This window comes from Streptomyces sp. LARHCF249, from assembly GCF_052871255.1.
This window is the reverse complement of the sequence record NZ_JBIXJQ010000003.1, coordinates 606139-631207: the sequence shown is the minus strand read 5'-3', so window position 1 is coordinate 631207 and position 25069 is coordinate 606139. Positions and strand designations below refer to the sequence as shown.

The 25069-nt window shown below is 72.8% G+C and carries 17 protein-coding genes and 1 pseudogene; 10 read left to right on the top strand and 8 right to left on the bottom strand.

All coding sequences use genetic code 11. The features are described from left to right. Positions 1-46 precede the first annotated feature (46 nt). The gene (locus ACIPUC_RS11140; RefSeq protein WP_446588657.1) at positions 47-2110 is read right to left on the bottom strand and encodes a galactose-binding domain-containing protein; all 2064 of its coding nucleotides are present in this window, start codon (positions 2108-2110) and stop codon (positions 47-49) included. A gap of 196 nt (positions 2111-2306) precedes the next feature. On the opposite strand from ACIPUC_RS11140, the gene ACIPUC_RS11135 reads away from it, so the two are divergent. From ACIPUC_RS11135 to ACIPUC_RS11125, 3 genes and pseudogenes are all read left to right on the top strand, one after another. Beyond that, a complete protein-coding gene (locus ACIPUC_RS11135; protein ID WP_446588655.1) occupies positions 2307-3536 on the top strand; it encodes an MFS transporter in 1230 nt (409 codons plus the stop codon). After that, a complete protein-coding gene (locus ACIPUC_RS11130) occupies positions 3533-3775 on the top strand; it encodes a hypothetical protein (RefSeq protein WP_446588653.1) in 243 nt (80 codons plus the stop codon). Before ACIPUC_RS11135 ends, ACIPUC_RS11130 begins: the two co-directional genes overlap by 4 nt. Positions 3776-3868: 93 nt before the next feature. After that, positions 3869-5270: pseudogene (locus tag ACIPUC_RS11125) on the top strand (NADP-dependent succinic semialdehyde dehydrogenase). Between the two features lie 20 nt (positions 5271-5290). On the opposite strand, the gene lysA reads toward ACIPUC_RS11125, so the two are convergent. Next, positions 5291-6625, bottom strand: coding sequence for a diaminopimelate decarboxylase (gene lysA, locus ACIPUC_RS11120; protein WP_446588651.1), 1335 nt, complete (start codon positions 6623-6625; stop codon positions 5291-5293). Next, positions 6622-6990: an SAV_915 family protein gene (locus ACIPUC_RS11115; RefSeq protein WP_446588649.1), complete on the bottom strand. Its 369-nt coding sequence runs from the start codon at positions 6988-6990 to the stop codon at positions 6622-6624. Before ACIPUC_RS11115 ends, lysA begins: the two co-directional genes overlap by 4 nt. Before the next feature lie 196 nt (positions 6991-7186). Between ACIPUC_RS11115 and ACIPUC_RS11110 the strand changes: the two genes are divergently transcribed. Further along, positions 7187-7549, top strand: coding sequence for a zinc ribbon domain-containing protein YjdM (locus ACIPUC_RS11110; RefSeq protein ID WP_446588647.1), 363 nt, complete (start codon positions 7187-7189; stop codon positions 7547-7549). Positions 7550-7560: 11 nt separating this feature from the next. Here ACIPUC_RS11110 and ACIPUC_RS11105 read toward each other — a convergent pair whose 3' ends face one another. Continuing rightward, positions 7561-9327, bottom strand: a complete 1767-nt coding sequence (locus ACIPUC_RS11105) for a tetratricopeptide repeat protein (protein WP_446588645.1) — start codon at positions 9325-9327, stop codon at positions 7561-7563. Positions 9328-9497: 170 nt separating this feature from the next. Between ACIPUC_RS11105 and ACIPUC_RS11100 the strand changes: the two genes are divergently transcribed. Further along, positions 9498-10451 (top strand): nucleoside hydrolase, encoded by a 954-nt coding sequence (locus tag ACIPUC_RS11100; protein ID WP_446588643.1) that lies wholly within the window; start codon positions 9498-9500, stop codon positions 10449-10451. Here ACIPUC_RS11100 and ACIPUC_RS11095 read toward each other — a convergent pair. Next, on the bottom strand, positions 10441-11388 hold the full coding sequence (locus tag ACIPUC_RS11095; RefSeq protein ID WP_446588641.1) for a helix-turn-helix domain-containing protein: 948 nt from the start codon (positions 11386-11388) through the stop codon (positions 10441-10443). The genes ACIPUC_RS11100 and ACIPUC_RS11095 overlap by 11 nt on opposite strands. Positions 11389-11555: 167 nt before the next feature. Between ACIPUC_RS11095 and ACIPUC_RS11090 the strand changes: the two genes are divergently transcribed. Further along, a complete protein-coding gene (locus ACIPUC_RS11090; protein ID WP_446588639.1) occupies positions 11556-13001 on the top strand; it encodes an MFS transporter in 1446 nt (481 codons plus the stop codon). Between the two features lie 128 nt (positions 13002-13129). Beyond that, on the top strand, positions 13130-14575 hold the full coding sequence (locus ACIPUC_RS11085; protein ID WP_446588637.1) for a glyceraldehyde-3-phosphate dehydrogenase: 1446 nt from the start codon (positions 13130-13132) through the stop codon (positions 14573-14575). A gap of 85 nt (positions 14576-14660) precedes the next feature. On the opposite strand, the gene ACIPUC_RS11080 is transcribed toward ACIPUC_RS11085, so the two are convergent. Beyond that, positions 14661-15665, bottom strand: coding sequence for an endonuclease/exonuclease/phosphatase family protein (locus tag ACIPUC_RS11080; protein WP_446588635.1), 1005 nt, complete (start codon positions 15663-15665; stop codon positions 14661-14663). 162 nt (positions 15666-15827) lie between these two features. Here ACIPUC_RS11080 and ACIPUC_RS11075 point away from each other — a divergent pair, with 162 nt between their 5' ends. The 3 genes from ACIPUC_RS11075 to ACIPUC_RS11065 all read left to right on the top strand — a co-directional run bounded on the left by ACIPUC_RS11075 (position 15828) and on the right by ACIPUC_RS11065 (position 20804). Further along, a complete protein-coding gene (locus ACIPUC_RS11075; protein WP_446588633.1) occupies positions 15828-17045 on the top strand; it encodes a sensor histidine kinase in 1218 nt (405 codons plus the stop codon). Continuing rightward, positions 17033-17707, top strand: a complete 675-nt coding sequence (locus ACIPUC_RS11070; RefSeq protein ID WP_446588631.1) for a response regulator — start codon at positions 17033-17035, stop codon at positions 17705-17707. Before ACIPUC_RS11075 ends, ACIPUC_RS11070 begins: the two co-directional genes overlap by 13 nt. A gap of 139 nt (positions 17708-17846) precedes the next feature. Then, positions 17847-20804 carry an AAA family ATPase gene (locus ACIPUC_RS11065; protein ID WP_446588629.1) on the top strand — a complete coding sequence of 986 codons (2958 nt, stop codon included), beginning with the start codon at positions 17847-17849 and terminating at the stop codon, positions 20802-20804. Here the strand turns inward: ACIPUC_RS11065 and ACIPUC_RS11060 are convergent. Next, positions 20801-22342 (bottom strand): ATP-binding cassette domain-containing protein, encoded by a 1542-nt coding sequence (locus ACIPUC_RS11060; protein ID WP_446588628.1) that lies wholly within the window; start codon positions 22340-22342, stop codon positions 20801-20803. The genes ACIPUC_RS11065 and ACIPUC_RS11060 overlap by 4 nt on opposite strands. Then, entirely contained in the window at positions 22339-25044 is a 2706-nt protein-coding gene (lanKC, locus tag ACIPUC_RS11055; RefSeq protein WP_446588626.1) for a class III lanthionine synthetase LanKC, read from the bottom strand. Before lanKC ends, ACIPUC_RS11060 begins: the two co-directional genes overlap by 4 nt. Positions 25045-25069: the final 25 nt, after the last annotated feature.

The window sequence follows — 25069 nt, the reverse complement described above, 5'->3', positions numbered from 1 at the left end:
GGTCGTGGGCCCGGGATCCCGAGGACGCCCGGGAACCCCCTCGGTGTCAGCTGCTGTACACGCCCACCTCGTGCAGGGAGTAGCCCCACTGAGTGCCGCGCTGGGTGCCGTGGACCCGTACGTAGCGGGCCGGGGTGCCGGCGAACTGCGCCGTGTCCAGGCCGCCGTCGCCGGTGGTCGTGGACCACACGGACTGCCAGTTCGTGCCGTCGGACGAGACCTCGATGCGGTACGACGTCCCGTACGCGCGCTCCCAGTCGAGGGTGACGCGCTTGACCAGGCTCGGCGCACCGAGGTCGATCCGCAGCCACTGGTCGTCGCTCCAGTCACTGGCCCAGCGGGTGCCCGTACTGCCGTCCACGGCCCGGCCCGGGGCGTAGCTCGTGAACGGGTTCCACTCGGCGGAGGAGGCCGAGGCGGCGGAGCCCGCCGCGAGGTTGACGCCCGCCTTGTGCTTCTCGGAGCCGCCCCAGGTGGTCAGGTACGACTCGGCGCCCTTGAACAGGTCGTCCACCACACCCTGGCCGCCGACGATCCGGATGTCCTCGATCCAGTCGGGGACCAGGCCGTAGTGCGCGGCGCCGTCGGTGTTGAGGTCCCACGTCCGCACGCCGGTGGTCTGCTTGTCGATGACCGAGCCGCCGTCGGTGCTGCGGAAGGGGTAGCGCACCGGGTTGGGGGTGTCGGCGCCGCGGGGGCCGGGCCAGCCGCCGACGCCGTTCATGTCCGTGCCGTAGCCGTAGCCCACGTTGTACTTGTCGCGCAGCGCGTCCGTGCGCTCGGCCTCCGCGCTGAAGCCCTCGGCGCCGCCCATGTACTGGGCGATGAAGCCGCCCAGGCGGTACACCCGCTCGGTCCAGTCCAGGTCCATCCAGCTGTGCGAGGAGATCACGCCCGGGTACGACTCGGACTCCAGGATGTCGAAGGCCTGACCCGCGGCCTTCACGCTCATGTGGTCGATCTCCAGCATCATCTTGCGCTTCATCATGCCGCGCACCGCGTAGTCGCCGAGCTCGGTCAGACCGCGGGTGTTGCACTGCGCGTCCGCCGCGTACGACGGCACCGCCACGCCCGCCGGGAGCTGCTTCTCCGCCGAGGGCGCCGCCGCGAGGCCGATGGGGTTGTCGTGCTGCGGGCCCCGGCACTTCTCGGTCTGCCAGAAGGTGCCCGTCGACAGGAACTGGCCCACGTTGATGGCCGTGCCGAGGGCGCCCTGGTCGAAGCGGACCCCGCACAGGGCGTTGTCGAACTTGTGGCACAGGAACATGCTGCGCACGCCGAGCTGGTGCAGCTCGTCCAGGCCGCGGTCGATGTCCTGCTTGCTGCACTGGGCGATGTCCAGGATCTGCTTGCAGCCGAACGGTTCGGAGGTCTCGACGCCGAGGACCACGGCCAGCTTGCCCTGCTTGATGACCTCGCGGGCCTGTCCGGAGTCGGTGACGATCCGGAACCAGCCCTTGCCCGGGCCGCCGTACATCGTGTCGACGTAGGCCTGCATGTCGTACGTCTTGCGGGCCTCGAGGCGGATCGCGGTCATCTCGTCGCAGCCGCGGTCCTTGAAGAAGTAGACCGAGCAGATCACGCCGTTGGTGACGAGGTCGTTGACGAGGACCCGCTGGCCGCCGCGCCAGGCCCGTTCGACCCAGGCGTAGTAGTTCTGCTGGTGGGTCAGCGAGTCGTGGGCGGGCCAGTCCTTGAAGGTCGGCCAGCCGTTCGGGTCGTGCTTGCCGTCGCCGCCCTTGGTGATGAAGTCGAAGATCGCGAGGGTGCCGTCGGGGTAGTGCTCGGGGCAGTCCTTGAGCGCGTCGGCGATCCCCTGCTCGGAGAACGGCTTGCCGCAGATGAGCCGGCCGCCGAAGCCCTCGTTGGACATCAGGTGGTCGTGCGCGTCGACGAAGCCGCGGACCCGGCCCTGCTCGTCGGTCCCCTTGAACGGCTCCCCGGTGACGTTGATCTCCGAGTCGGGGGCGGGCCGCGCGACCGGGTTCCACCAGCCGGGCTCGGCCGAGGAGGTCCCCGCGGGGCCGAGCACCATGGCCACCAGGGCGAGGAGCAGCGAGAGCACCGCGAGGGGCCGATGCCGGTGGTACGGGTGTCCAGTCATCGTCATCACTCACGTCCTGATTGTCATGGCCCGCACAAAGGGTGTCGTGCGAAACGATCGCTACGGCCGCTCGCAGAGTCAAGAGTCCGGGACACTTGACCTGATGGCTCGTCAGGATGCGGGGTGGGGTGGGGAAGTGAAATTTCGTCTCACCATGCAGGACGATTCATCTCACATTGCGGCCCGTCGGTAGGCTGGCGGCATGAAGGAGCAGCGGATACCGCGCAGTTGGCTGATGCTCGCCCTGGGTACGGGCGGCCAGGCCGCCAGCACCACGGTGCTCTACGGCCTGGCCTACCTGGTCCCCGCGTTCCAGCGGGAACTCGGGCTCTCCCTGGCCGGCGCCGGCCTCCTCGTCTCCTGCCCGCTCATCGGGGTCCTGCTCGGGCTGATCGGCTGGGGGGCGGTCGCCGACCGGTACGGGGAGCGGCTCGCGCTGTCCGCCGGACTGCTGATCGCCGCCGTGGCCACGGCCGCGGCGGCCACCGTGCACGGGACGTGGACGCTGGGAGCGCTGCTGGTCCTGGCCGGCGCCGCCGGCTCCTCCGTCAACTCGGCCTCCGGACGGCTGGTCATCGGCTGGTTCCCGCCCGACCGCCGGGGCATCGCGATGGGGGTCCGGCAGGCCTCCCAGCCGCTGGGCACCGCGGTGGCCGCGGCCGGCCTGCCGCCGCTCGCCCACCACACCGGCCTCGCCGCGGCCTTCGGATTCTGCGCCGCGCTCTGCGGGGCCGCGGGCGTCGCGATCGCCCTGTGCGCCGTCGATCCGCCGCGCCCCCGGCGAGCGGCGGGCGCACCCGCCTCCCCGGCCCCGTACCGGGGCGGCTACCTGTGGCGGCTGCACGGCGCCGCCGCGGCGCTGTGCGTGCCGCAGTTCGTGGTGACCGGATTCGCCCTGCTCTACCTGACCGAGGCGCGCGGCTGGTCCGCCGCCACCGCCGGCGGCGTACTGGCCGCCGCCAACCTGGCCGGCGCAGGGGTACGGCTGCTCGCCGGCTGGTGGTCCGACACCGTGGCGAGCCGGATCCGGCCGATGCGGCTGCTCGCCGCGGCCACCACGGCCGACCTGGTCCTGCTGGCCGCCGGGGCGGCCTGGGACTCCTCGGCCGGTACGGCGGCCCTGCTGCTGGCCTCGGGCCTGACGGTCAGCACCAACGGTCTGCACAACACCGCGGTCGCCGAGTACGCCGGTCCCCACTGGGCGGGCCGCGCCCTCGGGGTGAACGGGATGGGGCAGCACGCCGCCGTGGTCCTCGTCCCGCCGCTGGCCGGTGCGCTGATCGCCGGACAGGGCTATCCCCTGGTGTTCGCCCTGGCGGCCGTCTTCCCGGTGCTGGCGGCCGTACTGCTGCCCGCGCGGGACAAGACCGCGTACTGGCCGGCCCCCGACGGCGGGCGGGTCGCCCCGGAGCCGCCTACCGTCGAGGTATGAGCGGGATCGTCGTCCTGTACGAGGTCGAGCAGGCGGACCTGTCCGTCCGGCGCGTGCACGCAGCGCCCGCCGCCCCGGGAACGACCTCGGTCGCGGGGCCGCGGACCTTCTGCGGGAGGGACACGTTCGCCATGGAAACGGCCCCGTGGACAGCCTCCGCGGACCCCGGTGCCACCTGGTACCCGCCGCAGCACGCGGACCTGATGTGCGCCGCCTGCGACGACGCGGTCCAGTCCTGACGCGGTCCGGTGCCGTGGCGCCCCGCGTTTGCGCGGCCCCGCGCCGCGGGGGAGGGTCGAGGGGAGGCGGCCGCCCCGTAGGAAGGTCCCACCATGCCCATCGCCACCGTTAACCCGACGACCGGCCAGACGCTGCGCACCTTCGACCCGCTCGACGCGGCGGGTATCGAGCGGTGCCTCGCGGACGCCGCCGCGGCGGCGGCCGCGTACCGCCGTACTTCCTTCGCGGAGCGCGGCGAGCTCCTGACCCGTGCGGCCGCGCTCCTCGAGTCGGAGACCGAGGACATCGCGCGGACCATGACCACGGAGATGGGCAAGCCGCTGGCGGCGGCCCGCGCCGAGGCCGCCAAATGCGCTAAGGCCATGCGCTGGTACGCCGCCCGCGCCGAGTCCCTCCTCGCCGACGAGCACCCCGCCGACGCCGATGTGCGCGACGCCGGAGCGGCGGCCGTCCGGGTGGCCTACCGGCCGATCGGGGTGATCCTGGCCGTCATGCCGTGGAACTTCCCCCTGTGGCAGGTCGTACGGTTCGCCGCGCCGGCCCTCATGGCCGGCAACGTGGGCCTGCTCAAGCACGCCTCGAACGTCCCCCAGACGGCGCTCTACCTCGGCGAGCTCTTCCACCGGGCCGGATTCCCCCGCGGCTGCTTCCAGACCCTGCTCATCGGCGCGGCGGCCGTGGAGGACGTGCTCCGCGACCCGAGGGGTGGCCGCGGCCACCCTGACGGGCAGTGAGCCCGCCGGGCGTGCCGTCGCGTCCGTCGCCGGGGACGAGGTCAAGAAGACGGTCCTGGAGCTCGGCGGCAGCGACCCGTTCATCGTGATGCCCTCGGCCGACATCGACCGGGCCGCCCGCACCGCGGTGACCGCCCGCGTGCAGAACAACGGACAGTCCTGCATCGCCGCCAAGCGCTTCATCGTCCACACCGACGTCCACGACGAGTTCGCCGAGCGCTTCACGGCCGGGATGCGGGCGCTCACGGTGGGCGACCCGATGCAGGAGTCCACCGACGTCGGACCGCTGGCCACCGAGGCCGGCCGGGGCGACCTCGAGCAGCTCGTGGACGACGCCGTACGGCACGGAGCGACGGTCCTGTGCGGCGGCCGGCGCCCGCCCCGGTACGCGGACGGCTGGTTCTACGAACCGACGGTGCTGACCGACGTCACCCCCGCCATGCGCATCGACCAGGAGGAGGCCTTCGGGCCCGTCGCCACCCTCTACCGGGTGGGAAGCCTGGAGGAGGCGGTCGAACGGGCCAACGACACCCCCTTCGGGCTGAGTTCGAACCTGTGGACCCGCAGCGAGGAGGACGTCGAGCACGTCGCGCGCGACCTGGAGGCCGGCGGCGTCTTCGTCAACGGCATGACCGCCTCGCACCCCGCCCTGCCCTTCGGCGGCGTCAAGCGGTCCGGGTACGGGCGCGAGCTGTCGGGCCACGGAATCCGGGAGTTCTGCAACATCACCACGGTCTGGCGGGCCGCGGAGGAGGGCTGAGCCGCTCGCCAAGAGGCCGGCTACGCGCCGATGTCCCGGCTGCGGAAGTCCTCCAGCGTCTCGCGCCGTACGAGGACGCGGGCCGCGCCCCCGTGGACCGCGACGACCGCGGGGCGGCCGACGAGGTTGTAGCCCGAGGCCATGGACAGCTGGTAGGCACCGGCGACCGGTACGGCGAGCAGGTCCCCGGGACGGACGTCGCCCGGCAGCTCCACGCCGGCCGCGAGCACGTCGCCGGCCTCGCAGTGCCGGCCGACGACCGTGGCCGTACGGGGTCCGGCGGCCGAGGAGCGGCCGACCAGGCGGGGCGCGTAGCGCACCCCGTACAGGGCGGGGCGCGGGTTGTCGCTCATTCCGCCGTCGACGGCGACGAACACCTTCTGGCCGGTGTGCTTGACGGCGAGCACCCGGTACACGACCACTCCGGCCGGCCCCACGACGGCCCGCCCGGGCTCGATGAGGAGCCGGGGCACGCTCAGCCCCGCCGCGGCGCAGCCCGCGATGAGATCGGCGCGCATCCGCCGGCCGAGCGCGGGGAGGTCGAGGGCGGGTTCGCCGGGCCGGTAGGCGACGCCGTGGCCGCCGCCCATGTCCAGCTCGGGCAGGGCGATGCCGTGCGCGTCGCGGATCCGGGCCATCAGCCCCACCATGCGGCGCAGCGCCACCAGGTAGGGCTTCACGTCGCTGATCTGTGAGCCGATGTGGCAGTGCAGGCCGGTCAGCTCGAGCCGGGGCTGGCCCAGGATGCGGGCGATGGCGTGCTGAGCGCCCCCGTCGGTGAGCGACAGGCCGAACTTCTGGTCGTCCGTACCGGTACGGATCTTGTCGTGGCCGCCGGCCGAGACGCCCGGCACCACCCGCACCATGACCCGCTGGCGGCTCCCGGGCCCGACGGCGGCCGCGATCCGTGCTATCTCCGACGGACTGTCGATGACGATCCGCCCCACGCCGAGCCGCAGCGCCGCCGCCAGGTCGCGGGGCGATTTGGCGTTGCCGTGCAGCACGATGCGCTCGGGCGGGAAACCGGCGGTGACGGCGAGCTCCAGCTCTCCGGCGGAACACACGTCCAGGCCCAGTCCCTCCTCCATGACCCAGCGCACCATCGCCCGGGAGAGGAAGGCCTTCGCCGCGTAGAGGACCTCGGCCTCGGGGAAGGCGTCCCGGTAGGTCCGGCAGCGCCCGCGCACCTCGCCCTCGTCCAGGACGTAGACCGGGGTGCCGAACCGTTCGGCGACCTCGGCGAGGGACACTCCGCCCACCGCCGGCCCGCCGCCCGGGAGCCGTGTCGTGGAGGCCGGCCAGATCGACAGGTCATCGGCGCCGGCCGGGACCTCGGAGAGCAGGGCCGTGGTCATGACGCGCCCTCCCGCCGGGCGGTCCGGGCCGCGCCCGCGGCTGCCCGGGGCGGGGGAGGGGCGACCGGGGCCGGGGTGACCGCAGGAGCGGTGAGCGTCGGATCGACGGTCAGCAGGACTGCTCCGAGCGGTTCGGCCAGCGCGCGGAGCGCGGATGCGGAGAGCCGGATCCAGGGCTGCGCCGCGCCGAGCGTGGCGGCCAGCAGGTCCGGGCCGGTGAAGCCGACGGCGGTGCGGGCTCCCAGGGGGGTGCGGAACAGCCGGACCGCGACGTGCGATCCTCCCGGCCGGGCCGGCACGTACAGGAGCCCGGCCGGGATCCGTTCTTCGGGCTCGGGATCGTCGTCGTACTGGAACAAGCACATGGGGCCCTCCCTGAGGAACCACGAGTGGCGGATGGCGCCCCGGGCGCGGGGAGGCGGTCCGGAGCGCGCACCCGAAGCTATCCCCGCACCCGCCCACGCACGGCCTCCCCATGACGGGACCTTGACGGCGCCCGGCCAAGTCCATACGGATCGCTGACGGCCTCGGCCGTGCCGCTGCCTCAAATACACTGGTCAGGTGACCGAGACCGAGAATCCTTTGCCTCCCTGCCCCGAATGCTCCAGCGCGTACGCGTACGAAATGGGCGTGCTCCTCGTCTGCCCCGAGTGCGGACACGAGTGGTCGCCCGCCTCCGCCGAGACCGGCGGTGCCGCCGAGGAGCGGGTCGTCAAGGACTCGGTCGGCAACGTCCTGGCCGACGGCGACACCGTGACGGTCGTCAAGGGGCTGAAGGTCAAGGGCAGCACGTCCGGGATCAAGGCGGGCACCAAGGTGCGCAACATCCGCCTCGTCGACGGTGTCGACGGCCACGACATCGATTGCAAGATCGAGGGGTTCGGTGCCATGCAGCTGAAGTCCAGCGTGGTCCGGAAGGTCTGACCGTCCGATCGTCAGCGCCGGACGGCCGACCGGCGCAGCAGGTCCTCGGCGGCCCGGGTGGCGGCGCGCCCTTCCCGGCGGTGGCCGTTCTTGACGAGGCGGCGGCCGAGCCACGTCAGGGTCTCGGCGAGGGCGGCGACGTCGTTGCCGGGGTGGATCCGGGTCAGGCCGGCCAGCAGTTCCACCGCTTCCGCGGTGGGGGCGAGCACCTCGTCCTCGCGCCCGGCCCGCGCCAGCCGGAGGGCGAGGTTGGACAGGCCGTGGATCAGCCCGGACAGGTGGTCGCCGTCCGTCCCGCCCGTCCCGTCCCTCCGGTCCGTCTCGGCCGACTCGCTCGCCCGGAGCCGGCGGTACAGGGCCACCACCTCCCGTGCGGCGGCGAGCGAGTCCTCGTGGCGGCCGGCGTCGGCGAGCCGGATGCCGAGGTTGTTCAGCGCCCGGGCCAGCTCCGGCAGGCGGGCGGTGGGGTCCTCCCGCGCGAGGTGCCGGTGGATGCGGACGGACTCCTCGGCCGGTACGAGCGCGTCGTGGTGGCGGCCGAGTGCCGAGAGCCGGCTGCCGAGGCTGTCGAGTGAGTCCGCCAGCACAGGACGCACCTGCCGGGGCGCCGCCTCGACGGTGCGCCGGTACAGGTGCACCGCCTCGTCCGCCGCGGCCAGGGCCTCGGCGCGCCGGCCGCTCCACGCCTCGGCCAGACCCAGGTTGTGCAGCGAGCGCCCCAGCGCGATCGACATGCCGGGCGCGGTGTCGGCGGCCCGGCGCGACAGGGCGACGGCGTCGCGGAGCATTCCGACGGCCAGGTCGAGGCTGCCGGCCGAGGCCAGGCGCAGGCCCTGCTCGTTCAGGTGCCGGATGCGGGCCAGGACGGCCGGGTCGGGGCCGGCGGAGCGGCGCGGGCCGGCCGTGGGCCGCGGCTGCTCGAACCGGCCGTCCTCGCCGAGGGTGATGCCGTGGCGCCGTGCCACGGCCGTCAGGAAGGCGAGGAAGTGCGGACTGGTACGGCCGAGCCGGCGGTAGAGGCCCGCGGCCTCCTCGCGGTACGGCCCCGTCTCGCCGCCGCGGCCGAGCGCCGACAGTTCGCGGGTGAGTGTGGTCAGGGCCACCCAGTGGTCGGCCAGGTCTTTGGCGGGCGGGGAGCCGGTCCGCGCGCGGTACCGGCCGATCGCGTCGCGCAGGACGTCGGCCGCTTCCGCGTGGTGGCCCATCTCGCCCAGCTTGACGCCCAGTTCGACCAGGGACGAGGCGAGTTCGGCACCGGCCGTCCCGCCCGGCTGCCGCGCGGCCAGGCCGCGGCGCACCTCGACGCCCTCGCGCATCCGGTCGAGTGCCTCGTGGTGCTGCCCCAGCTCGGCCAGCTGGTTGCCGAGGTTGGTCAACGCGGAGGCGAGATCGGGCAGGTGCCTGCCCGGATCCCGGCGGGCGAGGTCGCGGTACAGGCCCGTGGCCTCCGCGGCGAGGGTCCGGGCCTCGGTGCGGCGGCCCAGCAGGCCCGTGATCAGGGCGCGTTGGCCGAGGATCATGGCCAGGCTCGGCAGCCAGCGGCGCCGGTCCCCGTCGGCAAGGCGCCGGGTCACCGCGACGGCCTCGCCCAGGATCTCGGCCAACTCCTCGTGCTGCGCGGGCCGTTCCATCAGCAGGGCGCCGAGCCGGTACAGGCAGAGGGCGAAGCCGGACAGGTACTGGGCGGGATCGGCGCGTGCCAGTGAGCGGTACTCGTCGACGTGCCGCCGCGCGTCGCTCAGCTCCCACTCGGTCCCCGGCGCACCCTGATCGGTCATCCGGCCCTGCCCCCTCGCCGCATTGGACACCACGGACACCCCCGCTCCACCACGTCCCCGCGCCGCGGGACGGTTCCCTCCGCGTGCGCATCCGCGTGAGCGGGCGACCGCGAAGAGGCAGACTTGGTACGGGAGACGCCCCGGATGCCCCGGATGCCCGAGGAGTGAGCGTGCCTGTTCCGATCATCATCGACTGCGATCCCGGCCACGACGACGCCCTGGCGATCATGCTGGCCGCGGGCGATCCGGCGGTCGACCTGCTCGCGATCACCACGGTCGCCGGCAACCAGACACTCGCCAAGACCACCCTGAACGCGCGCCGCGTCTGCACGGTCGCGGGCATCACCGACGTGCCCATCGCGGCCGGCTGCGACCGTCCGCTGGTCCAGCCGCTGGGGGTGGCGGGAGACGTCCACGGGGAATCGGGCCTGGACGGGCCCCGGTTCGCCGAACCCACCGTCGACGTGGTCCCCGGGCACGCCGTGGAACTCATCCACCGGATCCTGACCACGCACCCGGAGCCCGTCACCCTCGTGCCGACGGCGCCCCTGACCAACATCGCCCTGCTGCTGACCCGGTACCCCGAGGCCGCCGCGCACATCCGCGAGATCGTCCTCATGGGCGGTTCCACCGAGCGCGGCAACCGTACTCCGGCCGCCGAGTTCAACATCCAGGCCGATCCGGAGGCCGCCGACATCGTCTTCCGCAGCGGTGTGCCGATCACCATGTGCGGCCTCAACGTGACCCACCAGGCGCTCGCCACCCCCGAGGTGCTGGCCCGCTTCGAGGGGCTCGGCACCGAGCTCGGCCGTACCTGCGCCGGGCTGCTGTCGTTCTTCGGCTCCACCTACCGCCGCCTGTGGGGCTTCGAGAGCCCGCCGGTGCACGATCCCGTCGCCGTCGCCCGCGTCATCGAGCCCGGACTCGTGCACTGCGTACCGGCGGGCGTGGTCGTGGAGCTGCGCGGCCAGTACACGCGGGGCGCCACGGTCGTCGACCTGCACCGCACCCTGGACCTGCCGGTCAACGCGCAGGTCGCGCTGACCCTGGAGACGGGGCTGTTCTGGGACCGGCTGGTCGACGCCGTGGCCGCGCTGGGCTCCCGTACGGGAATCAGCCGGTGAAGCCGGCCCGTGGTGGTCTCCCCGGTGTCGCTGACGGTGCCGGCGTACATGCCGGTCGAGGCGTGGGACGTGCCTCCGCGCCGGCGGTGCCTGCGGTGAGGCTCGAGAGCATGCGCAGCGCCGCGTCGGAGGGCGAGGACTCGGGGGCGCTGTAGAGCAGCATCCGGTGGTTGGTGCCGTCGGTGAGGTGCAGGTTCTCGAAGTCGAGGGTCAGCGGGCCCACGGCGGGGTGGTGCAGGTTCTTCGTCCCCACGGTGCAGTCCCGCACCGGATGCTTGGACCACAGCGCCGCGAAGTCGGGGCTCTGGAGCATCAGGGACCCGATGAGCTCGGCCAGCGCCCGGTCCCCGGGATTGCGTCCGGCGACCAGGCGCAGCGCCGCCAGGGCGACCCGGGCCTCGCCCTTCCAGTCCGTGTACAGCTCCCGGGTGTGCGGGTCGAGGAACAGCATCCGCGTCAGGTTGGGGCGTACCGACGGGTCGTCGGGGCTCGCGACGTCGAGGTGCCCGGCGAGCAGGGCATGGGCCAGCGGGTTCCAGGCGAGCACGTTGTTGCGGCCGTCCAGAACGACGGCGGGCACCTGCGGCATCGCGCCGATCAGCCGGCGCGTGGTGTCACGCGCGTACTCGGGACGGGGCGGTGCGGACCGCTTGGCGCGCGGCGGGCGGGCCAGGTCGAGCAGATGCGCGTGCTCGTCCGGGGTCAGCCGCAGGGCGCGGGCCAGGGCGTCGAGGACGCTGTCCGAGGCGTTCGTGCTCTGCCCCTGCTCCAGGTGCGTGTAGTACGTGATGCTCACGCCGGCCAACAGGGCGAGCTCCTCGCGCCGCAGCCCGGGCACGCGCCGCCGGGTGCCGTGGGAGGGCAGCCCGACGTCCTCGGGCTGGAGCTGGGCCCGGCGGGTGCGGAGGAATTCGCCCAGGGCGGTGGCTGTGTCCATGCGTTCCAGTGTGCCGGGGGAGGGCGCCGGACGCTGCCCGTGAAGGTGGCCCTGGCAGTGCCAGCTTGCCCGGCGCCAGCACAACCAGGGGGCTGGGTAACCGCTTCCGACCGGTCCAGAGTCGGTCCCGCAACACCTTGTTGCGGTGATCGAGAGGATGTGTCGCGATGTCGGTGGTCGAGAGCGCGCGTGCCGATGCGGATACGGGGGTGGGGGAGGGGCCGGTCCGTCTGGACGGGCGCCTCAAGGTGGTCCTGGCGGTGCTGCTGGTGGCGCAGTTCATGCTGGCGGTTGATTTCTCGATTCTGAACGTGGCGTTGCCGGTGATCGGTGACGGGCTCGGTTTCCCGCTGTCGAACCTGCAGTGGATCGCGACCTCGTTCGCACTGTGCGCGGCGGGTTTCACGCTGCTGTTCGGGCGGGTCGCGGACCTGTTCGGGCGGCGCCGGCTGTTCCTTGCCGGCCTGGCCGTCCTCGGCCTGTCCTCGCTGGCCGGAGGGCTCGCGACCAGCCCCGACATGCTGATCGCGGCCCGGGTGTTCCAGGGCCTGGCGACCGCGGCGGTGACCCCGGCCGGCCTGTCCCTGCTGACCACCTCGTTCCCGGAAGGCCCCCTGCGCCAGAAGGCGCTGGGCCTCAACGGGGCCCTGATGTCGGCGGGGTTCACCACCGGAGCCGTCCTGGGCGGTGTCCTGACCGACCTGCTCTCCTGGCGGTGGGCCTTCTTCATCAACGTCCCCGTCGCCCTCGCCGTCCTGCTCATCGCCCCCACCGTCATCAAGGAGCCGCGTCCCACCACCCGCCCCAAGCTCGACCTGCCCGGCGCGACCGCCGTCACCCTCGGTCTCCTCGCGCTGATCCACGGGCTGACGCAGGCGGGCGAGCACGGCTGGGGATCGGGTCCCGCCCTGGGCTGGCTCGGCGCCGGTGTGGTCCTGCTGATCGCCTTCTACGCCATCGAATCGAAGACCGCCGAGCCCCTCGTACCCGTCAGCGTGCTGAAGAGGAAGACGGTGGCGTGGGGGAATGCGGCGGGTCTGATCGCGTTCCTGACGGAGACCGGCCTGGTGTTCCTGATGACGCTCTACCTGCAGGAAGTGCTGGACTTCTCGCCGCTGGCGGCGGGACTGTCGTTCGGTGTCCTCGGAATCGGCACGGTGATCGGCGGGTCGATCGCGCCGCGGGTCATCGCGGCGACGAACACCCGCACCACCCTCGTGGCGGGCGGTCTGCTCCAGGCGGTCGCGACCGTGGCCTTGGTCGGGCTGGGCGAGACCTCGGGGAGCATGTGGCTCCTGCTCATCGCCACGTTCGCCGGCGGTGTCGGCAACATGCTGGTGATCGTCGGGTTCATGGTCACGGCCACCACCGGACTTCCCGACCACGAGCAGGGCCTGGCGACCGGCCTCGCCACCATGACCCAGCAGATCGGCATCACGATGGGCACGCCGATCATGTCGGCGATCGCCGCGGTGAACACCGGCATCCGCGCGGGGATCACCACCGCGGTCGTCGTGAACACCGCGATCGTCGTCCTCGGGACCCTGACCACCGCCCTCTTCCTCCGCACCAAGGCCGTCCACCGCGGCAGCCGGGGCGTCTCCGCCTCGTGACAGCCCTGCCACGGCGGACCGGCAGGGCTCGTACGAACTGCCGGCCGAGGTTTCGACCTCCCCCGCTTGATGGGCCAAACGGGGGACGGGTTAGCATATGAGCGCCGCCTAGCTCGAAAGATAAACCTGTGACTGTCAATGATGACTCGTTCACCAACTGGAAGAACCGCGAGGAGATCGCGGAGTCGATGATCCCGATCATCGGGAAGCTGCACCGGGAGCGGGACGTCACCGTCCTGCTTCACAGCCGCTCCTTGGTGAACAAATCGGTGGTGAGCATCCTCAAGACCCACCGCTTCGCCCGGCAGATCGACGGCGAGGAACTGTCGGTCACCGAGACGATGCCGTTCCTCCAGGCCCTCGCCGCCCTCGATCTCGGTCCCTCCCAGATCGACATCGGCATGCTGGCCGCCACGTACAAGACCGACGACCGCGGTCTCTCGGTCGCCGATTTCACCGCCGAAGCGGTCATCGGGGCCACGGGTGAGAACAAGCTCGAGCGCGGCGAGGGCCGCGACGTCGTCCTCTACGGCTTCGGCCGCATCGGCCGCCTCGTCGCCCGCCTGCTGATCGAGAAGGCCGGGTCCGGCAACGGCCTGCGGCTGCGCGCCATCGTCGTCCGCCAGGGCGGCGACCAGGACATCGTCAAGCGCGCCTCGCTGCTGCGCCGCGACTCCATCCACGGCCAGTTCCAGGGCACGATCACCGTGGACGAGGCGAACAGCACGATCATCGCCAACGGCAACGCGATCCGGGTGATCTACGCGAACGACCCGTCCGAGGTCGACTACACGGCGTACGGCATCCAGGACGCCATCCTCATCGACAACACGGGCAAGTGGCGCGACCGCGAGGGCCTCTCCAAGCACCTGCGCCCCGGCATCGACAAGGTCGTCCTGACGGCCCCGGGCAAGGGCGACGTCCCGAACATCGTCCACGGCGTCAACCACGACACGATCAAGCCCGACGAGCAGATCCTGTCCTGCGCCTCCTGTACCACGAACGCGATCGTCCCGCCGCTGAAGGCCATGGACGACGAGTACGGCGTGCTGCGCGGCCACGTGGAGACCGTCCACTCGTTCACGAACGACCAGAACCTGCTGGACAACTACCACAAGGCCGACCGCCGCGGCCGTTCCGCGCCGCTCAACATGGTCATCACCGAGACCGGTGCGGCCTCCGCCGTCGCCAAGGCGCTGCCCGACCTCAAGGCGCCGATCACCGGCAGCTCGATCCGCGTTCCCGTCCCGGACGTCTCGATCGCCATCCTGAGCCTGCGCCTGGGCCGCGAGACCACCCGCGAGGAGGTCCTCGACTACCTCCGCGACGTCTCGCTGCACTCGCCGCTGAAGCGCCAGATCGACTTCACCACCGCGCCCGACGCCGTCTCCATGGACTTCGTCGGCTCGCGCCACGCCTCGATCGTCGACGCGGGAGCCACCAAGGTCGACGGCGACAACGCCATCCTCTACCTCTGGTACGACAACGAGTTCGGCTACTCCTGCCAGGTCATCCGCGTCGTCCAGCACGTCTCCGGGGTGGAGTACCCGACCTTCCCGGTCCCGGTGGCCTGACCCTTCCGGTCCGACACACGGCCGCACCCCGCCCCGGACGTCCGGGGCGGGGTGCGGCCGTATGCGCGCCGGGCGGCGGCGGGGGTCAGAACTCGAGGACCACCCATGCGGGGTCGTGGTCCGATCCGTCGCCGGCGTGCCGCGTGCGCCGGTCGATGTGGGAGCTCTTGAGCCGCGACGTGAGGCTGCGGCTGAGCCAGATCTGATCGAAGAGCTCGTACTCCGCGGGCCGGTGCGACTCCTTGAACCGGTGCGTCCAGGACCCCGACGCAGGCGGAGGCGGATCGTCGGGCTTGGGCGGGCGGGTCTCCACGGGGTGCGCGAGGGCCTCCTCGAGCGCCACCTGCGGGGTCGGTGCGGCCAGCGCGGCGAGCGTGGGCGCCTCCGGGGTGTCGTTCATGTCGCCCAGCAGGACGAACCGTCCGTCGGGGCGGGTGCGGGCGGCGAGGATCCGGGCGATGGCCTCCGCCTGCAGGGTCCGGAGGTGGTCGTTGTCGATCTTGCCTTGGACCGGGTCCTGCCTGTGGTCGACGAACTGGCTCTTGAGGTGGTTGTTGAAGACCGTCAGCAGATGCCGGTCCGGGTCGCGCGGATCCAGGATTTCCACTTCCAGCAGGTCCCGGCTGAACACCCGCTCGCCGGGCAGCTCGGGATGGGGAGTGTGCTGCCACGAGGTGACGGCGCCCATCGGGAACTTGGAGAGCACGGCGAGGTCGATCAGCCGGGGATCGTTGCCTTCGATCAACGACAGGAACGGGTAGGCCTTGCGCAGGCGCCGGGCGACGAAGAAGCGCAGCGTGTCGATGTCCTCGACCTCCTGGACGGCCAGGACGTCCAGGTCCATCCCGATGATCCGCCGGGCGAGCATCTCCTGCTCTTCGGGGGTGATCCCCTTGACGAGCCGCCCCTTGTACGTGCGGATCCGGAACTCCTTGGGGTCCTTGAACTCGTAGCTGGAGGTCAGCCGGCCGTCGTCCCTGCCGTCGTCCCTGCCGTCCTCTCCGGTCGGCAGGATCTCCTGTATCTCGGCTCTGAAGTTGAACCGCGAGAACAGGTTGTTGAGGTTGAACGTTCCCACTGTGACGTCCATGACCGTGCCCTCTCTCAGGGTGCGTTCGCACACGACCGAGCCGAGCAGGCGCCTTCCACGCTACGTCACCCGGACGGACCCGGCTCGCCGAAGCGCGCCGCCGGGCCCCCGGCCGCCGTGGCCGGATGCGGACCTTGACATGGACCTGCTGGGGCAAGATACGTGCCAGCAGCGATGATCATGGGCGGGGTGGTGTTGTCGGTGGCGTTCGTGTCGATACGGCGATTACGGGCACTGCGCAGGACGTCGGGGGTGGGGTCGGGGCTGCAGCGCGCCCAGTCCTTCATGATCCTCACCACCCTGCTCTACCGGGCGAGCCATCTGACGGTCGGCGTCCTCGCCGTGGCCCAGCGCCGGCACGACCTTCCCCTGCAGTACGCCGGGATCGCCGTGGCCCTGGCGCTGAGCGCGCTGAGCTACGGAGCGGCCCTGCGGCGCGGCTGGTTCGACCGGCGGCACGTCTGGGCGGACGTCCTGGTCACGGGGTGCGTGCTGCCGTTCGTCCTCATCACGTGGGGCGGGGTCCGGGAGCCCGCACTGCTCGGCTGGGCGATGCTGCTCGGCGGATCGGCGAGCGCCGTCGCGGCCATCGCCCTCGAACGGTTCCACGTCCTCGCCGTTGTCGCGCTCCTCGTGGTCAGCCACCTCATCGGCTACCGGATGGTGGGCGCGAGCCCCGCGGTCCTCGGCGGCCACGTCAACTCGCTGCTGTCGTCGGCGGTGATGACCTGGGTCATGTGGTGGTACCTGCGCCGCCAGGGACGCCTCCTCGACGACGCCAACGCCCGTGCGCTGGCCGCCGAGGCGCACAAGGCGCGCTACGCCGAGCGCCTGGAACACCACCGCGCGCTTCACGACACCGTGCTGGCCACGCTGACCACCCTCGCGGCCGGCGGGATCGACGCCAACGCGCCCCAGGTGCGGGCCCGTTGCGCCCGGGAGGCCGCGTACTTGCGGCGGCTGATCCAGCAGACCGCCGACGAGGTCCACCACCGGGAGATCGGCGAGGCCCTGGAGGAGGCGGTGGGCTCCGTGGAGAGCCTGCAGCTGCGGGTCACCGCCCAGTACCACGACCTGCCGAAGGTGCCGCCGGAGGTCGCCGCCGCGTTCGCCGACGCCGCGCGCGAGGCCCTGAACAACGTACGGCGGCACGCGGGCACCGGACACGCCTACCTGACCGCCACCGGGGACACCGACGGGCGTGGGGGAGCCGTCGTCACCGTGGTCGACCGGGGGCCCGGGTTCGACCCCGAGCGGCACGTGCCCGGCCTCGGGCTGCGCGGTTCGGTCCGCGACCGGATGGCCGAGGTGGGCGGCCTGGCGACCGTGGACACCGCCCCCGGCGAGGGAGTACGGGTGGAGCTGAGATGGCCCAGGTGACCACGGTCGCGGTGGTCGACGACGACCGGATGCTCCTCGACGGCATGCGGGCCTGGCTGGGCGGAGTCCCGGAGCTGCGGGTGGTGGCGACCGCGGCCACGGTGGCGGAGCTGCTCGGCGCACCGGCCGCACAGCCCCCGCAGGGGCCGGGCCTGTCGGGGTACGCGGCGCCCGACGTCGTCCTCCTCGACCTCGTGCTGCGCGACGGCTCCGCCCCCGCCGACAACATCCGGCGCCTGCTGCGGTCCGGCAGCCGCGTGCTGGTGATCAGCACCGTCCCGGACCGCTCCCGGATCATCGAAGCGCTCCGGGCCGGCGCCGACGGCTACCTGACCAAGGACAACGACCTGCCGACCCTGGTCGCCGCAGTCCGGGACATCGCCGCCGGCCGCAGCGCCCACTCCGCGGAACTCGCCTTCGCCTGCGCGCACGACACCGGCCCCGCCCGTCCCCGGCTCTCGCCCCGGGAGCGGCAGGTCCTGCTGGACTACGCGTCCGGGATGACCCTGAAGTCCGCCGCCCGGCGCGCGGGCATCACGGTCCACACGGCCAAGGACTACCTGGACCGGGTCAAGGCCAAGTACCAGCAGGCCGGCCGCCCCACCTACACCAAGCTCGACCTGGCCCGGCGGGTGCGCGAGGACAGCCTCGACGGGGGCTGACCAGCCCCGCGCAAGCCCCCCAAACGGACGGCTACAGGCGGCGGCCCCCCCTTCGTATCGTCGGCCCCGGCGACGACCTCGCCGCCGCTCGCTCCGCCAGGCGACGCACTTCCGCTTCCCCGCGCACCAGGAGAGGCAGATGACACAGCTGTACGAACGCACCACCACGGGCATCGACGGCAGGCACCTCGCGCGAGGGGAACTCGTCGGCAGGCAGGCCGAGATGGAGCAGGTCCGGGCCGCTCTGGCCGCCGCCCGGTCAGGGCGGGGCGGAGCGGTCTTCGTCACCGGCGAGCCCGGCATAGGCAAGACCCGGCTCGCCGCCGAAGCCGTCGCCGCGGCGGCCTCGGCGGACATGGTCACGGCGCAGGGGCGGGCCGGCACGATGGGCTCGGTCGTCCCGTACCGGCCCCTGGTCGAAGCGCTGCTCCTGCTCGCTCGCGCCGGCCTGCTGCCCGACCCGGACGAGCTCGGCCGCTACGGTCCGGTCCTCGGCCACCTGCTGAGCGGCACGCGGGCCCCCCGGGCCGACGCCGTGTCACCCCTCATGGTCGCCGAGACGGTCCTGCGCCTGATCGCCGTCGCCGGACGGCAGCGGGGCTGCCTGCTCGTCCTCGACGACCTGCACGATGCCGACGCGGGGACCCTCGCCGTCATCGAGTACCTCCTGGACCACATCGGCCACCAGCCGGCCGTGCTCCTGCTCGTCGTGGGGCGCGAACCCTGCGCGGCGGCCGAACTGGCCGAGCGCGCCCGCCAGCGCGGGGCCGCGACCGTACTCGGACTGCGCCCCCTCAGCCGCCCCGACGTGCACCTCCTCCTCGCGGCCGAGCTGGGCACCGCCCCGGCCGAGGTCGGCCCCGAGCTCGTGCAGCGGGCGGTGACCTGCGGCGGCGGGATCCCGTTCGTGGTCAAGGAGCTGGTCCGCGACCTCGCCGGCCGCGCTCCCGGCGACGACCGGAGGCCGTCCGTGCCCGCCGCCGTCGTGGACAGCGTCAGACGCAGGGCCGGGAGACTCGGTCCGCTCGGCACGGAACTGCTGGGCATGGCGGCCCTGTTCGGCGACCGCTTCCCGCTGCCGGTGCTCCAGCACGCCACCGGCTGCGACCCCGCGCAGCTGTCCGCGATCCTGCGCGCCGGGGTCGCCGCGTGCCTGATCGTGCCCGACGCGTCGAGCACGCAGTGGTACGCGTTCCGCTACCGGCTGGCCGCCGAGGCCCTGCTCGACGACCTCGGACCGGGCGAGCGCGCGGGGTACGCGCGGCGGGCGGCGCACGCCCTGGCCGACCTGCACCCCGGTCTGCCCGGGCCGTGGTGCGCGCAGGCCGCGGAGCTGCACGGGCACGCCGGCGATACCGGGGAGGCCATCCGCCTGTACTGCGAGGCGGCGGGGCGGGCGACGACCGAGGGCGCGGTGGACGGGGCGGTGGACCGGGCGGTGGAGCTGCTGATCCGGGCGCACCGTCTCGTCGACGCCGGCACCGCACCCGAACTGCGCGCCACGGTACTGGAGCACCTGCTGGACGCCGTCGCCTGCGCGGCCCGCTTCGACCAGCTGCCCGCGCTGGCCGCCGGCCTGGAAGCGCTGGGTGGCGACCACGCCGTACCCGCCGGGCGCCGGGCCGGCCTGCACGCACGACTGGCCCGTATCGCCACCCTGAGGGGCCGGTCCGAGGAAGCCCTCCGGCACCTGGACGTCGCCCGCTGGCTGCTCGGGGACCGCCCGGCCCCGGCCCACGCCGCCCTCGTGGACCTCGCCGCGGCCCACGTGGAGCTGTGCCGGTTCGCACCCGACCGGCTGTCCACCGCAGCCGGGTTCGCCCGCCGGGCGGCGGACGCGGCCCGGCAGGCCCACCTGCCCGCGGTGGCCTGCGAGGCCCTGCTGGTGCTCGGGCAGCTCGCCGCGGAACGGGACGAGCCCACCGCGCTGGCCCACCTCGCGCAGGCCTGCGCCCTCGCCCACGAGCACCGGCTCCCCGTACTGCGGGTCTCCGCCGAGGTGCACCTGGCACGGATCGCGGCCCGGCGCGACGGCAGGCCCGCCCGGGTCGAACAGGCCCGGCAGGAGGCCCTGCGCATCGGCGTACTGCCGCTGGCGCACGAGACCGGCTTCGTCCTCGCCCTGGACCGCATCCAGCGCTGCGAGTTCCAGGCCGCCCGCGACCGGATCCGCACGGGCACGGCCGACGCGGCCCGGCTGGGACTGGGGCAGGCCCTGTCCCTGCTGCGGCTGGCCGACGCCGTGCGCTGGGCCCACCAGGGCCGGCGCGCCGAGATGCAGGAGGCACTGGAGGCACTGGCCCCGCTCGTCGACGACGCGCCGGGCGTGCGGTCGATGGCGTACGGGCTGGCGCGGGCGTTCTGTTCGCTGCTCGAGGAGCGGCACGGCGCCGCCGAGCAGGAGTTCGCGCAGGCGCTCGCCTACGACGCGGAGAATCCGGCGACCGGCGAGTTCGGCAGACACGGCGTCATCCTGCTGCTCGGCGTACTGGCCGGGCGCATGGGCCCGCGCCACTACGCCGACATCGCGGAGGCGAGCGTCAGCGGTACCCGCTGGAACCGCCCGTTCGTCGGGCTGGCGCACGCCGTGCTGCTGGGCCGCGAGGGCCGCTGCGGCGAGGCCGCGGCCGCCGCGCGAGCGGCGCTGGAGGCGGCCGAGCCCTACCCCGTGGCCCGCCACCTGTGTGTCCGGCTGGTCGCCCGGTCGGCGTACGCGGACGGCTGGGGCTCCCCGGCCGACTGGTTGCGCGACGCGGAGGAGTACTTCCACGGCGCCGGCCTCCAGGCGGTCGCCGGCGCCTGCCGGGCGCTGCTCCGGGGGATGGGCGCGCCCGTCCGGCAGCGGCGGACCGGGACCGAACAGGTGCCGCCGTTCCTGCGCCGGTGCGGCATCACCGTCCGGGAGTTCGAGGTGGCCCGGCTGCTCGCCGAGCGGATCGGCAACAAGGACATCGCCGGCCTGCTGCACATCTCCCCGCGCACCGTCGAGAAGCACGTGGCGAGCCTCCTGCAGAAGACCGGCCACCCCAACCGGTCGGCGTTCGCCTCCGCCGCCCGCGAGCTGGTCACCGGCGCCGCTGCCACGGTGCCCGTCTAGAGGTTCCGGGACAGCGCACCGGCCGGGGCCAAGGTCGCCACGCGGTCGAAGCGGCCGTCGAGGTCCTCGTCCCCGTGGTGCACGACGAGGAGGGCGCGGCCCGCGGTCCGCTCGCGCAGGGTCCGCAGCACCAGGTCCCTGCCCTCCCCGTCGAGGTTCGAGAACGGCTCGTCGGCGAGGTAGGCGTCCGCGTCCTCGCACAGGAGCGCGGCGACCCCGACCCGCTGCCGCTGGCCGGACGACAGCTCCGAGGGCAGCTGGTCGGCCAGGCCGTCCAGGCCCATCGCCGTGCGCAGCCGCTCGTCGGCGACCAGTTCGCGTACCGGCAGCGGGGGCAGGTTCACCGGGGCGGTCAGGCTCGCCACCCGGGGCGGCAGGGTGACCGTACCGGCGTCGGGGGCGAGGGTCCCGGAGATGATGTGCAGGAGCGTGCTCTTCCCGCAGCCGTTGGGGCCGCGCAGCAGTACGTGCTCCGCTGCGCCCAGCGTGAACTCCTCGATCGAGACGTGGGCGCCGTCGCCGCTGCCGTCGCCGTACCCCACCCGGGCCCCGCGGACCAGGACCAGGGCTCCTTCCTCGTGGTACGGCGCCTCCCCGGAATCGCGAAGGGCCTGGATCCGCTTGAGCACGGCGGTGCTCCGGCGGGCCTGCGGGATCATGTTGACCAGGTCGAAGATCCCGGTGACCGCCCGCCACAGCGAGTTCACGAAGGCGAGGAAGCTGCCGAACGACATCCTGCCCGAGAAGACGAAGAACGCTCCGATGACCATCGACGCGGTGTCCGACAGGTTCATGACGAGGTCGCTGAGGGTCTTCTGCTTCAGCGACAGCCGGTAGTTGACGAACCTGATGCCCAGGAACCCGCGCAGCGCGTCCTGGTTCGCCGCGCGGGTGCCGGGCAGCAGCGACGGCAGACCGCGGAGTGCGTGGAAGGCCTCCAGGGTCCGGGTCAGCCTGTTGATGTACCGCGCCTCCGCCTCGCGTTCGGGCTCGGTGTTGTCCTCGATGCGCTTGGCCAGCCGGTTGCTCACGAGCACCAGCGGCGGCACGATCACCAGCAGGATGAGGCTGGCCTGCCAGGACAGGTACAGCAGCACGCCGAGGAAGACGAGCGAGGCGACGGCCTGCCGCGCGATGCGGATGCAGACGTCGACGGCCGGCAGCACGCCCTCGGAGACGTCGTTGTGGATGCGGCTGACGTACGAGGCGTTGCCCGCCGCCGATATCCTCCGGCTGTCCTGGCCGAGCGTGCGGCCCAGCAGCTCCGTCTCCAGCACCAGCGTGAACGCGTTCTCGCACCGCTTGCGCCACGAGGAGATCCCGTAGCCCGCGAGGTTGAGGGTCAGGCCGAGCACCAGGTAACCGCAGCCGAGGACGAGGAACCTGCGGAAGTCCGCGGCCAGGATCGCCTGGTCGAACAGGGCCTTGAGCAGGAGCGGGTGCAGCAGGGCCTCGAGCCCGCCCATGGTCGCCTCGGCGGCCGCGATCACGACGAACCGGGCCCGGTGACCGCTGAGGGTGAGCCACAACTGGTTCACCGCGCGGCCTCGTCCAGCAGGAAGTCGGCCGTGCCACCGCCGTTCACGCGGTGGAGCACCCGCAGCACGCCCGCCGAGCCCGTCAGGTAGTCGCAGGAGCAGCGCAGCAGCCCCTCTCCGGGGACGCCCAGCGGGGTCACCCCGTCCCGGCGCGGCACCGCGAAGCGCTCGGCGGGCTCGAACAGGAACACTTTCCGGACGAAATCGAGCTGCCGCAACGCGGTGTCGCGGTACGTACGGTCACCGGTGAACTCGGCGGCGTCCAGCAGCGCGTCGGCGACACCGCTCATGCCGAAGGCGTACCCCGGCAGCACCGAGTGCCGGGCGTCCAGCCCGCGCAGGACGGTCCGTGCGGAGTCCAGGTCCCCGTAGCGCAGCAGCACCTGTGCCACGCCCGCGGAGCCCACCTCGACGTACGGCTCCATGGTCCCTTCGTGCTCGAACATGATCGGGCTGTTGTCGGCGGCGTCGGGGTCCAGGGGCTTGGCATGGGCCATCTCCCAGGCGAGCGCGTCCTGTCCGAGCCGCAAGTAGCGTTCCTCCCCGGTGACCTGGTGCATCCGCAACAGGAACAGCGCCACACCGGCCTGACCGAAGCCCAGGCCGGTCAACGGCCCCTTGGACGAGAACTCGTTCAGCCAGTAGGCGTGCCGGCCGTCGCGCTGCGCCGCGGCGCACAGGACGCGCGCGCACTCCTGCGCGGCCGCGAGATCGCGCGGGTCGTGCCCGCGCAGGAAGAAGCGCAGGTTCGTCATGCCCAGCCCGGCGAGGCCGTAGTAGAAGGTGTGGTCGCCGGTTTCCGGAGCGCGCCGGTTGGCCTGGGCGAGCAGCTCCCTGGCCTGGGTCCGCAGCCCGAGCGAGTCGGCCGCCCAGGCGATGCCGGCCAGCCCGCTCATGAGTCCGTCCGGGTACTCCGCCACGTCGATGCCGGCCAGTTCGTCGCTCAGCCAGCCGCGCCATTCGGGGCGGACCGGGATGCCGGAGGCGTTCAGCGACCACAGGACGCCGCTGGCCCCGAAGCCCAGGCTCAGCGGGTTGGTGACGTGTGCGAACGGGTCCACGGGGAAGAGCGTCGCCCGGTCGGGGTCGGCGACGGCCTCGACGAACGCGGCCACCCCGGCCTCGGCCTCCGCGAGCCCCAGCCGCTCCTCGACGACCGGCCGCGGCGGCGCGGCCTTGACCTGGGCGATCAGGTCCGCCTCGGATTCCAGGGCCTCGAGCACTTCGGTGAGCGTGATCCGCGCCTGGGCCAGGTCGGTGAGCAGCTCGTGGATCCGCGCCGGCCAGCCCAGGGAGTCGGTGAAGATCCGGTACGTGTCCAGGACGTCCTCGCGTACGTACGAGAGCGCCGCGATCGGGAAGATGAAGTAGGCCATGGTGTTCGCCAGGCCGTACAGGTCGCCCTCGGGCCCGGACGCCTCGAAGCGGCTGCGGGAGAGGCTGAACCCCGGGGTGAACAGCTCGACCGGCTTCTCCAGCGACGCGTCGCCGCTCCCGTCCGCTGCCCCGCCCTCGGCCAGCCGGCACGCCTCCAGATCGACGATGGTCACCTCGTGGGTGTCGGTGTCGATGAGCAGGTTCGCGGGGGTGAAGTCGCCGAGGATCACCTGGCGCTCGTGGGCGGACCGGATCGCGCGGGTCAGTCCGCGGAAGACGGCGATGAAGATCTGCAGGAACTCCCGCGACCGGTCGATGTCGAACTCGGGCCGTGCGAGCGGGTTGCGTACGAGCAGCACCGAGCGGACGTCGGAGCCGTCGACGAACTCCTCGGCTATGTAGTGGTGTTCCCAGTGCCGGAACGTGGCGACCGGCTTCGGATACGAGCCGGCGTCGGCCAGCCGGTTCAGGAACATCCACTCGCGGGCGAGGATGTCCACGGCGTCGTGGTCCTGGCGCGGGTTGATGTTGGTGTGCGGGCGGGCCTCCTTGAGGACCACCTTCCGGTCGCCGTCGGCCGTGTCCTCGGCCGTGTACACCCCGCCGCTGTTGGAGAACTGGATGGCCCCGGTCACCCGGAAGCGGCCGCCGAGCAGGCCGTCCCCCTCGTCCTCGTCGGCGGGCTTCCAGTCGGTGAACGGCCACGGCACCCACCACGGCTGGGCGTACCCGGGCTGCCGGTCGTCGGGGACGGGCCCGTCCGGTCCGAGGATGTGCGGCACCCGCCGCCCGAGGACGTCGACGGCGTGCGTGTCGAGGAACTGGCCGTAGCGGAAGTAGAGCGCCTTGCTGTCCCGGTACCGCAGGTCCGACAGTACGTAGGCGCCCTCGACGCCCTCCAGGACGCGGGCCAGGTCGGCCAGGCAGGTCCTGAACTCCTCGTCGTCGCGCGGGTAGACGGTGACGAGCTTGCCGCCGCTGCCCCGGGACATGGCCTTGGAGTTGAGCATCTCGAAGATGTTGAGGTCGAGAGCGATCTTGAAGTCGATCTCGTGCGCCGTCAGATGGGCGATCACCGAGGCGGCGACCTCACGCACGGTGCCCTGGGCCGCCGAGACGTGGATCTTCCAGCCCTGCGCCGGCAGGTCCGGGTTGTGCCGATGGCTCCACCAGATGCCGCTGCGCACGAACCGCGCCCGCACCTGCTCGTCGAGCCCGGCGAGGAAGTGGTCCGCCCTCGGCTCGTAGGAGACGTCGAGCGGGTCGAAGAACAGCGTGTCGTCCCAAGCGAAGAGGAATCGGTAGACCCATCGTTCGTTGCGCATGTCCGCCTCTGTGATCGTCCGAGGG

Bases quoted from the DNA above. Each gene is read 5' to 3' on its own strand.
- lysA (WP_446588651.1), bottom strand. From the start codon at position 6,625: ATGACCACGGCCCTGCTCTCCGAGGTCCCGGCCGGCGCCGATGACCTG.
- ACIPUC_RS11065 (WP_446588629.1), top strand. From the start codon at position 17,847: ATGACACAGCTGTACGAACGCACCACCACGGGCATCGACGGCAGGCAC.
- ACIPUC_RS11105 (WP_446588645.1), bottom strand. From the start codon at position 9,327: ATGACCGATCAGGGTGCGCCGGGGACCGAGTGGGAGCTGAGCGACGCG.
- ACIPUC_RS11080 (WP_446588635.1), bottom strand. From the start codon at position 15,665: ATGGACGTCACAGTGGGAACGTTCAACCTCAACAACCTGTTCTCGCGG.
- ACIPUC_RS11115 (WP_446588649.1), bottom strand. From the start codon at position 6,990: ATGTGCTTGTTCCAGTACGACGACGATCCCGAGCCCGAAGAACGGATC.
- ACIPUC_RS11135 (WP_446588655.1), top strand. From the start codon at position 2,307: ATGAAGGAGCAGCGGATACCGCGCAGTTGGCTGATGCTCGCCCTGGGT.
- ACIPUC_RS11095 (WP_446588641.1), bottom strand. From the start codon at position 11,388: ATGGACACAGCCACCGCCCTGGGCGAATTCCTCCGCACCCGCCGGGCC.
- ACIPUC_RS11070 (WP_446588631.1), top strand. From the start codon at position 17,033: ATGGCCCAGGTGACCACGGTCGCGGTGGTCGACGACGACCGGATGCTC.
- ACIPUC_RS11130 (WP_446588653.1), top strand. From the start codon at position 3,533: ATGAGCGGGATCGTCGTCCTGTACGAGGTCGAGCAGGCGGACCTGTCC.
- ACIPUC_RS11090 (WP_446588639.1), top strand. From the start codon at position 11,556: ATGTCGGTGGTCGAGAGCGCGCGTGCCGATGCGGATACGGGGGTGGGG.
- lanKC (WP_446588626.1), bottom strand. From the start codon at position 25,044: ATGCGCAACGAACGATGGGTCTACCGATTCCTCTTCGCTTGGGACGAC.
- ACIPUC_RS11140 (WP_446588657.1), bottom strand. From the start codon at position 2,110: ATGACGATGACTGGACACCCGTACCACCGGCATCGGCCCCTCGCGGTG.